General features: G+C 38.8%; 13 protein-coding genes. 11 read left to right on the forward strand and 2 right to left on the reverse strand.

What is annotated here, in order from left to right; all coding sequences use genetic code 11:
- Positions 1–194 precede the first annotated feature (194 nt).
- From AC0VYV_RS02040 to AC0VYV_RS02085, 10 genes are all read left to right on the forward strand, one after another.
- Positions 195–800, forward strand: a complete 606-nt coding sequence (locus tag AC0VYV_RS02040) for a TerD family protein (RefSeq protein WP_475366408.1) — start codon at positions 195–197, stop codon at positions 798–800.
- 30 nt (positions 801–830) lie between these two features.
- The gene (locus AC0VYV_RS02045) at positions 831–1,412 is read left to right on the forward strand and encodes a TerD family protein (RefSeq protein WP_194222367.1); all 582 of its coding nucleotides are present in this window, start codon (positions 831–833) and stop codon (positions 1,410–1,412) included.
- A gap of 71 nt (positions 1,413–1,483) precedes the next feature.
- Positions 1,484–2,062: a TerD family protein gene (locus tag AC0VYV_RS02050; protein ID WP_475374396.1), complete on the forward strand. Its 579-nt coding sequence runs from the start codon at positions 1,484–1,486 to the stop codon at positions 2,060–2,062.
- An 88-nt stretch (positions 2,063–2,150) separates the two neighbouring features.
- Positions 2,151–2,876, forward strand: coding sequence for a TerC family protein (locus tag AC0VYV_RS02055; RefSeq protein ID WP_306558473.1), 726 nt, complete (start codon positions 2,151–2,153; stop codon positions 2,874–2,876).
- 105 nt (positions 2,877–2,981) lie between these two features.
- On the forward strand, positions 2,982–4,142 hold the full coding sequence (locus AC0VYV_RS02060) for an HpcH/HpaI aldolase/citrate lyase family protein (protein WP_475374397.1): 1,161 nt from the start codon (positions 2,982–2,984) through the stop codon (positions 4,140–4,142).
- On the forward strand, positions 4,069–5,412 hold the full coding sequence (locus tag AC0VYV_RS02065; protein WP_475374398.1) for a phosphoribosyltransferase family protein: 1,344 nt from the start codon (positions 4,069–4,071) through the stop codon (positions 5,410–5,412). Before AC0VYV_RS02060 ends, AC0VYV_RS02065 begins: the two co-directional genes overlap by 74 nt.
- Before the next feature lie 8 nt (positions 5,413–5,420).
- Positions 5,421–6,539, forward strand: a complete 1,119-nt coding sequence (locus AC0VYV_RS02070; RefSeq protein WP_475374399.1) for a cysteine protease StiP family protein — start codon at positions 5,421–5,423, stop codon at positions 6,537–6,539.
- Positions 6,536–7,348, forward strand: a complete 813-nt coding sequence (locus AC0VYV_RS02075; RefSeq protein WP_475374400.1) for an HAD family hydrolase — start codon at positions 6,536–6,538, stop codon at positions 7,346–7,348. Before AC0VYV_RS02070 ends, AC0VYV_RS02075 begins: the two co-directional genes overlap by 4 nt.
- Before the next feature lie 178 nt (positions 7,349–7,526).
- Positions 7,527–9,140 carry a YceG family protein gene (locus AC0VYV_RS02080; RefSeq protein WP_475374401.1) on the forward strand — a complete coding sequence of 538 codons (1,614 nt, stop codon included), beginning with the start codon at positions 7,527–7,529 and terminating at the stop codon, positions 9,138–9,140.
- A 17-nt stretch (positions 9,141–9,157) separates the two neighbouring features.
- Positions 9,158–10,258 (forward strand): toxic anion resistance protein, encoded by a 1,101-nt coding sequence (locus AC0VYV_RS02085; protein WP_194222361.1) that lies wholly within the window; start codon positions 9,158–9,160, stop codon positions 10,256–10,258.
- A gap of 51 nt (positions 10,259–10,309) precedes the next feature.
- Here AC0VYV_RS02085 and AC0VYV_RS02090 read toward each other — a convergent pair whose 3' ends face one another.
- Entirely contained in the window at positions 10,310–10,489 is a 180-nt protein-coding gene (locus AC0VYV_RS02090) for a CsbD family protein (RefSeq protein ID WP_194222360.1), read from the reverse strand.
- Between the two features lie 101 nt (positions 10,490–10,590).
- A complete protein-coding gene (locus AC0VYV_RS02095) occupies positions 10,591–12,009 on the reverse strand; it encodes an alanine/glycine:cation symporter family protein (protein WP_194222359.1) in 1,419 nt (472 codons plus the stop codon).
- 338 nt (positions 12,010–12,347) lie between these two features.
- Between AC0VYV_RS02095 and AC0VYV_RS02100 the strand changes: the two genes are divergently transcribed.
- Positions 12,348–13,280, forward strand: a complete 933-nt coding sequence (locus AC0VYV_RS02100) for an alpha/beta hydrolase family protein (protein WP_475374402.1) — start codon at positions 12,348–12,350, stop codon at positions 13,278–13,280.
- Positions 13,281–13,452: the final 172 nt, after the last annotated feature.

Genomic DNA, 13,452 nt, shown 5'->3' on the forward strand with positions numbered 1-13,452 from the left:
AAAGGATTCATTTTAGCTGAAAATATGTTAGTTTTAAATAGAAAGAATTCATTTTTCTAGTTAAAAACAATTTTTTTGTTGAAACATGAAACTTTCTGAATCTAGGCACGTATTACAGAATAGGCAGTTAACTATTAAACTTAACACGCACCATCTCATATTTAACTTAAATCTACTAACAGGAGTGAAACGATTTGACAATTTCTTTGCAGAAAGGTCAACGAATTGACTTAACAAAAGGAAATGCCGGCTTATCGAAAATTATGGTTGGCCTTGGTTGGGATCCAGTTGAGCAAAAGAAAGGTGGTCTTCTAGGCGGTCTTTTTGGAGGCGGAAGCGGCGGCGCTAACGTTGACTGTGATGCTTCTCTCCTTATGCTCGAGGACGACAAATTAACTTCTAAAAAAGATTTAATTTACTTCGGTAACTTAAAAAGCGCATGCGGAAGTATCAATCATACTGGTGACAACCTGACTGGTGCTGGAGACGGTGATGACGAGCAAATTATGGTTGATCTCAGTAAGGTGCCACAGCGTATTACAAAACTCGTTTTTGTAGTAAATATCTATGATGCTGTGAAACGCAAACAGGATTTTGGTATGATTCAAAATGCGTTTATTCGCGTAGTAAACCAGTCGAATCAAGAAGAAATGATTAAATTTAATCTCACAGATAACTATTCTGGTAAGACAAGCCTCTTTGTAGCAGAAATCTATCGCCACGGCAGTGAATGGAAATTTGCCGCGATTGGTAATGGAACGAACGATGCTGGCTTAAGCGACATTGCAAAAAAATATTAAACTACTAAAATTCTAAAGGGGTTGACGAGCATGGCTGTATCATTATCTAAAGGACAAAAAGTAGATTTAACAAAAACAAATCCAGGTCTATCAAAGGTTATTGTAGGACTTGGATGGGACACAAATAAATACGATGGCGGAAATGACTTTGACCTTGACGCAAGTATCTTCCTATTAGACAGCACTGGTAAGTGTTCTTCTGATAAAGATTTTGTTTTCTATAATCAAACAGAAGGTGGCGGCGGTTCGGTTGTTCATACAGGCGATAACCGTACTGGTGAAGGAGAAGGAGATGACGAACAAGTAAAAGTTCATCTTCATGATGTTCCAGCTGAAATTGAGAAAATTTCTTTCGTCATTACGATACATGATGCTGAAGCGCGTAATCAAAATTTCGGACAAGTATCTAATGCATTTGTACGCATCCTAAATGAAGATTCAAACGAAGAGCTCATTCGTTATGATCTTGGAGAAGATTTCTCGATTGAAACAGCGATTATTGTTGGAGAACTTTACCGTCATAACGGCGAATGGAAATTCTCTGCAGTAGGATCTGGTTATCAGGGAGGACTTGCTAGAATCGCAACTGACTTTGGTTTACAAGTCGGATAAACTCTTCTTTTTTGGCAAGAGGGATGCCTCCCTCTTGCCATTCCAATATAAACGCGAATTGGGGGATCACATTGGGAATTCAACTATCTAAAGGACAGAGAATTGATTTAACAAAGACTAATCCAGGACTCGTTAAAGGACTTATTGGGCTTGGTTGGGACACGAACAAATACCAGGGAGGCTCTGACTTTGATCTAGATGCATCGGCATTTTTAGTTGATGCAAATAATCGTTGTCAGGACGATCTGGATTTTATTTTTTATAACAACTTAGAGCATCCAAGTAAATCAGTCATTCATACAGGTGATAACCGAACAGGTGAAGGTGATGGAGATGATGAACAACTGATCGTCGACTTCTCAAAAATTCCTGCGTATGTTGATAAAATTGGGATCACCGTCACGATACATGATGCTGAAACACGCCACCAGAACTTTGGACAAGTATCAAACGCATTTGTTCGTCTTGCGGATGAATCTTCTGGAGAAGAGCTATTGCGATTTGACCTTGGCGAAGATTTTTCAATTGAAACAGCCGTCGTCGTTTGTGAACTATATCGACACGGTAACGAATGGAAATTCAATGCAATAGGTAGCGGGTTCTCAGGTGGACTTGCATCCCTTTGTAAAAATTATGGCCTTGAGGTTTAAGGCTTAGCTAGTTGACATTAGGAGGAAACATCAAGTGGAAATCTTACAAGAAATTCTAAACACATATGCCTCTTTCTTTGATTGGGAAATGTGGGGAGAAGTTTTAACTGACCCTGTTTCATGGGGACTTATCGGTACGCTGGTGCTTTTAGAAGGGCTGCTATCAGCTGATAACGCACTAGTACTTGCCGTTATGGTTAAACACCTTCCACCAGAAAAACGTAGAAAAGCGCTAACCTATGGGTTAATAGGGGCATATTTTTTCCGATTCTTATTTATTGGTATTGGTATGTATCTTATTAAATTTTGGTGGATCAAAGTATTTGGTGCCGCATACCTTGCGTGGATTGTAATTCAACACTTTAGAAGTAAAGGTGAAGAAGAAGGTACGGAGGGTATGAAAAAGGATACCTGGCTTGTTCGAACCTTTGGTTTATTTTGGGCAACTGTTATTTCAGTAGAATTAATGGATATTGCGTTTTCTGCTGATAGTATTTTAGCTGCACTAGCTATTTCAGAACAAGTATGGGTACTGTTACTCGGAGGTATGATTGGTATTCTTCTTATGAGAACAGTAGCGGGTGTATTTCTGAAGTTGATTGAAAGAGTTCCTGAAATGGAAAATACAGCGTTTGTATTAATTGCAATCATCTCAGTGAAAATGTTCTTAAGCGTGTTCCATATTGAAATCCCGCACGTTGCTTTCTTTGGTATTATCGTGCTTGCCTTCCTTGGAACGTTTGTTGTTCATTACATTAACAATAAAAATCGACCATACGCTGAAGAAACAGCATCAGCAAAAGAGAACGAATAATATAAAGAGGAGGAGACGCGGGTGCTCTCCTTCTTTTTTATACAATGAAACTTTCAATTTAGTAAAAATAGAAGCTAATATAACCTAATAATTAGGACTTAGGGGGTGAAGACGCTGGAATATTTTAAATATCTATCAGAAATGCAAAAGGAGCAAATTTTCTATAAAAAACCAACACCTATTAATAAACATATAGATCGTGAACAGCTATCGTATGCGGTTGGTGCTGCTTTGTATATGCCTGCGATTCGAAAAGATATTGCTGAGATCGTGATCCAAGGCAAGTACCAAGAATTGACTACGATTGTGCTTGATCTTGAAGATGCAATTGGGGACAACTGTGTGGATGAGGCGATCGATCAGACGGTAGAACACCTTTCTTCTATCGCGCAAGCTATGAATGATCGTCAATTGTGTTGGGAGACACTGCCCCTACTGTTCATTCGTGTCCGGTCAGCTGAGCAGTTAAACGAAGTGGCAAATAAATTAGGTGCTTCTATTCACTATTTGACAGGTTTTGTGTTTCCTAAATTCTCCTCTAAGAATGGTGGAGAGTATTTACATACTCTCAAAAAAGTAGAACGAACGGCAGGTGCTCTTCTATATGGCATGCCGATTTTAGAATCGCCAGAGCTTTTCTATAAGGAATCACGCTATACAGAATTCCAACGCATATCTTTGCTATTAACAGAATACGAATCCTCTATTCTTAACGTCCGTATAGGAGCAACTGATCTATGTGGACTTTATGGAATCCGCCGCAGTGCCCAATCAACAATATACGATATATCGATAATGAGAGACTTTATATCTGATGTCGTCAATTATTTTGGTAGAACCTTTGTTATCTCGGGTCCTGTATGGGAGTATTTTAATAGCAGAAGAGAAGTAAGTGCACATGGGAACGAAACCATACTGGACTATAACACAGGACTGTTGAACGAGACGCTGCTTGATTTGACGAATGGTCTAATTGGTAAAACTGTCATCCACCCTACTCATATGAAAGTCGTACAGTGTGTAAATATTGTATCGAAAGAAGAATATCTTGATGCACTTAGCATTTTGGATCACGTAAGTGGGGATGTAGGCGTGCTGAAAAGCGAATCACAAAATAAGATGAATGAGATTAAACCGCATTATAAGTGGGCGATGAAGATCATTACGAAATCGAATATATACGGGGTGTATCATGACAAGTACAATTTCATCAAAATGCTTACCGAAACAGTACCATTTTCAGATCCTGTCGGATATGAGCGTTAAGTTAGAGGTTACTCAAAATAAATTGAACATACCGGTTGAGGAATTTTTTCAAATGGCAGCTAGAATTAATAAAAAAAGAGGTTTTTTGTTTGTTAGTAAAATGCTTGGCAAGCATATTCCGGTTCATCCTCATAAATCGCTACTTGCCTCAGGACTCTTAGCAATCACTTATTATGAGAGCGTGACAGGAGAGTCCATCGATTATTTATCAGAAGTAAGAGATGGGTTTTTAAGCGACCACCTGGAAGAAGTTAAGAAATCGTACGAGCGATTGCTAAACAATCCTCTCTATCTTGAGGAACCACCAATAGTAATTGGATTTGCTGAAACGGCTACAGCTCTCGGACATGCTGTATTTGATAGCTTTCAAGAAGGATACTATATTCATACAACAAGAGAAAATGTAAGTGATTTAGATCCAGAATTTAACTTTAAAGAAGAGCATTCTCATGCTGTGGATCAACGGTGTTATGCAGATCGGTCTATTCTAATGAAGTCTAATCCTGTTGTATTAGTAGATGATGAAATAACAACTGGGAAGACTTGTCTAAATATCATCAGGGAACTCCACGCCAACTATCCTCGCAAACATTATGCTGTTCTTTCTCTATTAGACTGGCGATCTGTTGAACATATGGAACAATATAAAGCATTAGAAATGGAACTCGGGATTACAATTAGCGTTGTTTCTTTGCTTAAAGGAACTATTAAATTCGAAGGAAAGCCTCTTGAGCATCCGATTCATGACTTTCAATCAAGTCGATATCTTAGTGATGTAGCCGAGATTAATCGCATTGATTTATCATCTTGTTTCGATTCACGTAATGAAAATGACTATTTAACTTATAGCGGTAGGTTTGGAATTAATGGAGCGGATAAGGCGAAGATAGAGGATTCATGTCAGAAAGCATCGAATCTCTTAAAGAAAGAATCACTCGAAGGGAAGACTCTATGCCTTGGCACTGGGGAGTTTATGTATATCCCAATGAAAATTGCCTCTTATCTAAATGGTGAGGTGTATTATCATTCCACGACAAGAAGTCCGATACAGCCGGTAGATATTGAAGGATATGCGATATCAAATGGATTCACATTTCAGAATCCAGAAGATCAACAAATTCAGCATTACGTCTACAACATTCTTAAAGGTGAATATGAGCAAGCTTTTCTCTTTTTTGAAAAAAGTGTCCCAGATGCTGACCTTAAAGAAATTATAGCAATATTAGAAGAACGGGATATAAAAACGATTCATATTGTAACGTGTTCTTGAAGAGAGGGATGAACAAATTGACTGTACAGACTACCAAAATGGGAAGTTATCCTGATCAAGATGTAACTTTCCTTCTAAAAGATTTATCAGACATCACAATGGAAAAAAGTACGATGGAGAGAGAACAGGCAATTCAGAAAGGTACACACTATTCTGAGATGCTTCCTATTGAGTATAAGCCGACAGATGAATATATGAAATTGTTCTATACTTCACTCGAAGAGGCGAAGCACAAAGTGGCTGTAGCAGTAGGGATTGTTGCTGAACAGCTTGTGGCGGAAAGAGGCTTTCAAACAGTACTTGTTTCGCTTGCTAGAGCAGGCACGCCAATAGGTGTATTAATCAAGCGTTACCTTTCTTATAAGTATGATCGAGTACTTCCCCATTACAGCATTTCTATTATTAGGGACAGAGGCATTGATGAGAATGCTCTTCAATTTATTTTAAATCAGCATCCTGATTCGTCTATTACGTTTATTGACGGATGGACTGGAAAAGGAGCGATTACAAAGGAGTTAACAAAGTCAGTAGCAGAATTTAATGCTAGTACTGGCAAGAATCTATCAAGCGAATTAGCCGTTTTAGCAGACCCAGGTGACTGTTCTTCTCTTTTTGGAACTCGTGAAGATTTTCTGATTCCAAGTGCTTGTTTAAATTCAACCGTATCAGGGCTTGTCAGTCGTACTGTGCTTAATAATAATTGGATCTATGAGGGAGATTTCCACGGAGGCAAATACTACTCGGAGCTTGCTGCAGAAGATGTCTCCAACTTATTCGTCGATACAATTTGTACACAGTATCCTTTGATCGCTACAGAGGTTGAAGATGGATTGCAAGATATCTCAAAGGAAGATCGCAAGCCGAAGTGGAAAGGACTTGAATCCATCGAAAACATCCAGAGGGATTATGGAATAGCAAACAGTAACCTCATCAAACCTGGTGTTGGAGAAACAACGAGAGTATTGTTACGGCGTGTTCCATGGAAAATTCTTGTGCATCCAGGTGCGGAAATGAACTTAGAACATATTCTTATTCTAGCAAGAGACCGAGGTGTTCCAATTGAAGAGTACGCAAACATGTCTTATTCATGCTGCGGACTGATTAAGCCTATGGAGAAAGAATCATGAGAGCATTTGCTAGTGATTTAGATCGCACGTTAATTTATTCTAGTAGAATGATCGAGCAAGATACCCAGCAAAACTATGAATTAATTGAAACACTCGATGGAAAGGAAATTTCGTATATTTCCAACTATGCTAGTAAGTTATTACAGAAGGTAAATAAAGAAATTTATTTTATCCCTGTTACAACAAGAACAGTTGAACAATACCGTCGTATCACACTCTTTCAAACAACGATTCAACCCGAATACGCCATAACAAGTAATGGCGGTCGAATTTTAAAGAACGGAAAAGTATTGAGTGACTGGTCGAATCGAATCAATGCTTCGTTAGAAGAGTGCTTGTCGCTTGATGCCTTTGTTCGGCAACTGGAGAACCTTATCACAGGAAACTGGGTTGAGCGAATTCGTCATGCAGACTACCTTTTTGTTTACCTAATTATTAAACGAGATCATGTATCGTCCGAAGAACTCTATCATTTATTTGAGTGGTCACGTGAGCAGGGATGGCAACCTAGTCTTCAGGGGAGGAAGCTTTATTTTGTTCCAAATCCAGTAAACAAATGGAAAGCCGTCGACTATTTGAAGAAAGAGATTGGATTATCTTACGTGTATACAGCAGGAGACTCCCTTCTTGATTATGAACTTGTTCACCAAGGTGATTGTGGCTATGTACCTGCACATGGTGAAGTTCTCGAAAGTTATCCCGATCTTCCCAAAACGACAGCCCCTGGAATGAAGGCCTCAGAAGAAATTCTAGACTCCATTGTTGGCGACTTATCTTTAAAAAAGGAATCGGTAGAACAAAAGAGTTAAGTATGGAAGAAATAGTATGTTATTCTGAAAGATAGAAGATGTTATATTGATGAAAGAATGGCTAGAAATAAATAGGGTTACTTCTTACTTGTAAAAGTATAATAAAATTATGAATGTAGGGAGGCTTGATCGGAACTGACCATCCTCCGGAAAGGAATGAGAAAGCGGGGAGAACATCATGAGTCACTATGATCAAATTCTTATCAAGAAAACACCACTTGATGATGAGAATTTAAATGAACTATTATTCAAGCCGTTTCCTGAACGAACTCCTTATGAGAACGGGAACGAATTACTTATAACGCAAATCGTGGGGAGATTTTTGGGGAGCTATTATGATGAGAATGAATATTTTCTTCAGCTGCATGAGCTATCGAATTCTAACTATTTTCATGTATTAAGTGAAGAATTGAATAAGGTAATAAGTCCTGAACGACTTCAGGCGATTCAATCGATTCATTCCATTAACCAAAAAGAAAACGGACTTTCTGCGAATCGGTTTGTAGCCTTTTTGGAAGGCGCCAAACTGATTCCTTCACACAAAAATCCTGCCTTACATCGTCATTTGCGAAAATCATTAATCTCCATTCTTGAACTGTTTGAGAAACAGCATAATGGTGGATTTAGTCACCCGGAATTTCGCAGAGTACTTGTTGATTTAATGAAATGGACTTGGAATCATCTCGCTCCATGGTTAGAGGATGTGGAGTTTGAAATAAAGATGCCCGGTATTGTATGGTACGGTGAAGCTTCAACAAGTCAGCAATACTTTTTACTATATCTTGTTCAGCTTGGATGCGATGTCCTTTATTTTCATCCTGAAGGAGTTGATTCGTTTGACGAACTCGATCCCGATGGGGAATTGATGGAGAAAAGGAAATTACCTACTACCGTCGCAATTGAACCATTTCCGATTGAAAAACCAGAGAGACGCTCTACGGTTGCTTATCGAGCAACAAAGGAAATGGATACGGTGCTTCATCATGAAGGATCGCAACTTTTTAAGCCTTGGCAGTTACGAAATTATTCCCCTAAGTCTGTTACGCTAAAAACGACTTATGATGAATTATTTCTGATTGCAATGGAAAAAGCATTTATTAGACCAAATTTTAAAGTAGAGGATGGCACGGTCCATATCCCCTCTTTATTTGCTAAGATCATGGGAGTATCTGAGAATAAAAAGGAATACTGGAACCGACTTCAAGATATTAGTGAAGCGAAATCGACTACGATGATTCGCCAGTTTCCTTTCACACAGGAGACGAGAGCGAATCAGAAATTTCACTACCAGCATACGATGAATCGGGAAGGAATGTTAGATCCTGAATTGATGATGCAGGGAAATTGGTGGCAGTATAAACACCTTCCAAATGAGACGCAAAAAGCGATTGGACAAGCTATCTCAAGAATGTGTGCAAATCCGAAGCTGCTTCCGGAAGGTAATGAAACAGAAGAGGATATTAAGCTTTATTTATTCTCTCAAACTACAAAAATCCCTGAAGAGTTTGTTCATTTAATGCAAACGTTTGATTACTCTCAGGAAGTGCCGAAAGTAGTGCTATATAATACAGAAATGAACGGGACATTATCACGATCAGATGCAGCAGTGTTACATCTGCTAAATGAGTTCGGTATTGATATCATTCTATATAATCCTCCTGGTCATCAATGTATTGAGCGCTACCTCGATTCGAATCAGTTTGATACGCATTGGTTAGAGGAAATGGCATTTCGGCAGGATTTTAAAGAACCTTCTGTATTTCGTAAGCTATTTAAATCGATTAAATTATAATCAGGGAGTGATCGTCCATGACGAATGAGACAGGCCTAACTACGCTCGATAAGAATGAAGAGATTACAGAAGCGAAGGCTGAAGATGTACGTTTAAAACTTCGCGAAGAGCAAGAAGTTCAAAAACTTGCCGGTGAAATTGATGTAAAAGACCAAATGGCATTACTCGAATTTGGTAAAGAACCAGCGGTAGAGATCTCGAAGTTCTCAGATAAAATCTTATCTATGATGCGTACAACTAGCGTCACGGACTCAGGTGAGATGCTGAAACAACTTGGGAAAATCATGGATCGTTTTGATAAAAAAGATTTTGAAGAGCCGAAAACGGGCTTTCTCTCTAAGTTTTTCAAAAAAAGCAATGATATGGTAGAAAAGATTTTTGGTAAATATCAGACGCTCGGTGGAGAAATTGAGAAGGTACACGTTGAAATCTCCAAGTACAAAGATGAAATGTCTCGTTCTACTGGGACGTTGGATGAAATGTACCAACATAATCTGAACTATTATGTAGAACTTGAGAAGTACGTCGTTGCAGGTCAAATAAAGTTAGAAGAACTTCAAGATAAGGTTCCTGCGATCCAACAAAAAGTTAGTGCTGGCGATCAAATGGCGCAAATGGAGCTAGATACTTTGAATAATGCTATTCAGACGCTAGAGGAGCGCATCTACGATCTTGAGATGGCGAGAATGGTTGCAATTCAAACAGCTCCACAAATTCGACTGTTGCAGCGCGGAAACACAAAGCTAATAGGTAAGATCAATTCAGCCTTTATTATTACCATTCCTGTTTTTAAGAACGGTGTCATTCAAGCTGTGACCGCGAAGCGTCAGAAGCTTGTTGCTGATTCAATGAACGAGCTGGACCGTCGTACAAACGAAATGTTAAAAAACAATGCGCAGAACATCTCGAATCAAAGCGTTGAGATAGCTAAATTATCTGGTAGACCGAGTGTTAAGATTGAGACGATTGAAGAATCTTGGAATACAATCGTTAAAGGCATGGAAGAAACGAGAGCCATTGAGGACGAGAATAAACGTCTGCGAGATGAAGGTACGAAGCGAATTCTTGAACTTCAAGATAACATGAAGCAAATCGGTAATAATGCTAAACGTTCATAAATAAAAGGAGAGCGGGTTCCCGCTCTCCTTTTATTTATAATTGAGTTTTATTTAGTTTTTATCCTTGAGGTTACCAGTTCGTTCCTGATATTCGCCTTTCGACTTATCACGTTTGCCTTCTTCTTGAAGGTGTTGGTCATCCTTTGCATTACCAATTTGATCTTTTACTTCACCTTTAGTTTTGGAAACAGCGCCTTTCACTTTATCACTTAGTCCTTTGCGATCACTCATTGCAAAAACGCTCCTTTCTCTTACGATTATCTAGTAATGAAAATACCCCCTGAAGGCGGATGCCAAACGGCATTTTGCTTCAAGGGGCAGAAAATAGTACATTAGTTTGATTTATCTTTTACAGGCTTATCTGTCCAAATATCTGATTTCAAGCCTTTTATCGTATCCGCGTAGAATTGAGGATCTTTACCTGCTTTTCGCTGATCGCGATAGTCTTTCAATGCTACAAACGCCACTTTACCAATAATGGAGATGACGATTAAGTTCAAGAGTGCCATAAGACCCATGGAAAGGTCGGCCATGCCCCAAACGATACCGAATCCGGCTTTAGCACCGAACATAACCATGGCAAGAACGGCCAGTCTGTAAAGAAGAAGAGCGGTTTTGCTTGATTTAATAAATTCGATATTTGTTTCACCGTAGTAATAGTTACCAATAATTGAACTAAAAGCAAAGAGGAGAACGGCAACTGCTACGAATATACCTGCGCCACTTCCTAAGTGCTGGTTCATCGCTTCCTGAGTAAGTTGTACACCATCTAGCTTTGAATCAACATAGCCATCTGACATTAGAATCATAAATGCTGTTGCTGTAGCAATAAGTAGAGTATCCACGAACACACCAAGCGCTTGGATAAGTCCCTGCTTTACTGGGTGTGATACGTCGGCAGTTGCAGCAGCATTGGGAGCACTACCCATACCAGCTTCGTTGGAGAAAAGACCACGTTTGATTCCTAGAAGCATTGCGGCACCTACACCGCCTCCTGTCACTTCTTTTAAACCAAAAGCATGTTGGAAAATCAGAGCGATCATAGCTGGAATTTCAGTGAAATTAACAATTAAAACAAAACCAGCAACAATGATATAAATCCCTGCCATAATTGGTACAATGATTTGAGAAACAACAGCAATTCGACGAACGCCACCGAAAATAATGATCGCCGTTGCAACAGTTAAGATCGCACCTAATACCCAGCGATTCACATCAAATGAATTTTCGAAAGCAAGTGCGATCGTATTGGATTGTACAGAGTTAAATACAAGACCAAAGCTGAATGTAATTAAGACGGCGAAGATAATCCCTAACCATCTAGCATTTAGTGCACGCTGCATATAGTAAGCAGGTCCACCACGGAAATCGTCGCCATCGCGCACTTTATAAATTTGAGCTAGTGTGCTTTCAACAAATCCACTTGCTGCACCGAGTAGGGCAATAACCCACATCCAAAATACAGCACCGGGACCACCGATACTAACTGCTGAGGCAACGCCGGCAAGGTTTCCGGTTCCAACACGTGAAGCCGTACTAATGAAGAAAGCTTGTAAACTAGAAACAGAGTTTTTTCTTCCTTTCATTGTGTCCTTTTCAGAAAGAACATGGAACATCTCACCGAATAAGCGAAATTGAACGAATCGAGAACGAATTGTAAAATAAAGTCCGACACCAATTAGAATGACGATTAGAACATTTGACCAAATAAGCTCATTACCAGCATCAACAATTGTTTTTAAAATATCCATATGTAGGCCCCTTCTATATATGATTTAGGAAAGAAGAATGTAAGATATGATCACACTTCCCTTAATTCAACTGAATCTAACTTACTTTATAAGTGTTTTAATAAAAATGGAAAATAAATCGTATTTTCAGAAAATAAATGACGTTAGACGCAGCAACACAATTGTTTATTATACATGTAGTACTGATTGAAAAGGACACTTGATGTAAGATAACCTCACATTGTAAAATAAACCATCTTATTTATTCTTTCCTATTTTTGTTATTCGATATAATAAATAAAAACCCTTGGGGAAAATGAGAAGTGAGTACTAAATAACAGATTTAAGGAGCGAAAGGCATGAGGGAAATTGATGTTATGGTTAAAGGCGAATTTGACTTAAGTGCAACTCTTACTCTTCCTTCCAATTCAGAAGAGAAGTATCCTGTAATCGTGATGATACATGGAAGCGGTCCTGTAGATCGTGATGAAAATGCCAAAAGTCTAAAAATAAATGCGTTTAAGGAATTCACTACTATTTTGACAAGTGAAGGGTACGCCACTCTTCGGTATGACAAGAGGGGAATAGGTGAAAGTAGAGGGGATTATTATAAAACAGGGTACTATGATCTAATTGATGATGCTGTAGACGTTGTAAAGTTCGCTAAATCACATGAAAGTATTGATGAAGAGCGAATTTATCTTCTAGCGCATAGCGAGGGCTGTCTTGTGTCACCTGTCGTCCACACTAGGACTACTGTGCAAGGAATGATTCTATTATCTCCCTCAGCTGAGCCGCTTGCAGAAACGACAGCTTGGCAAAGAAGTCAAATGAAAGAAGATATGCAAACGCTAAGTGGCTTCCAGGGGTGGTTGCTTCGATTCATTAAAGCGGATAAAAAGTTAGATAAGATGAATGATAAAATGACCCGAAAAATAAAAAGTACTGATGCGCCAACTATACGATACAATGGTCAGAAAATAAACGCGAAATGGAATCGTGAACATGAGAAGTTTGACGTGCGCGAATATTTAAGTGAGGTAGAGTGTCCAGTTATTGCAATTACTGGCTCAAAAGATGTTCAGGTAAAGAAGGAGCAGGTGAAAGACGTTTGTCTTCTTGTTAAAGGTGAATGTGAACAATATATTGTTGATGACTTAACTCATGTTTTACGAAAAACGAAAGTAGAACATCGTTTCTCGAGTATCATCAATGATTACAAGAAGCAGGTAAAGCATCCTATAGATTCAGAGCTAATCAAACTTGTATCGGAATGGTTAAAAAAGCGATAGATATATGAAGAAGAAACCTCAACAAATGAACTTTTAGCTTCATCTTTAAATTACCTAAAGGAGGTTCAACTATTCGTTTATATTAGCAGCTTCTGTAGGCTCAAGAATGATCACTTTCTTCCTGATGAATGGAGTGGTAAAATAAAGGTGGAAGGTTTAAAAATCAGCTCTG

The organism is Anaerobacillus sp. QJM3NY_17 (assembly GCF_056173665.1).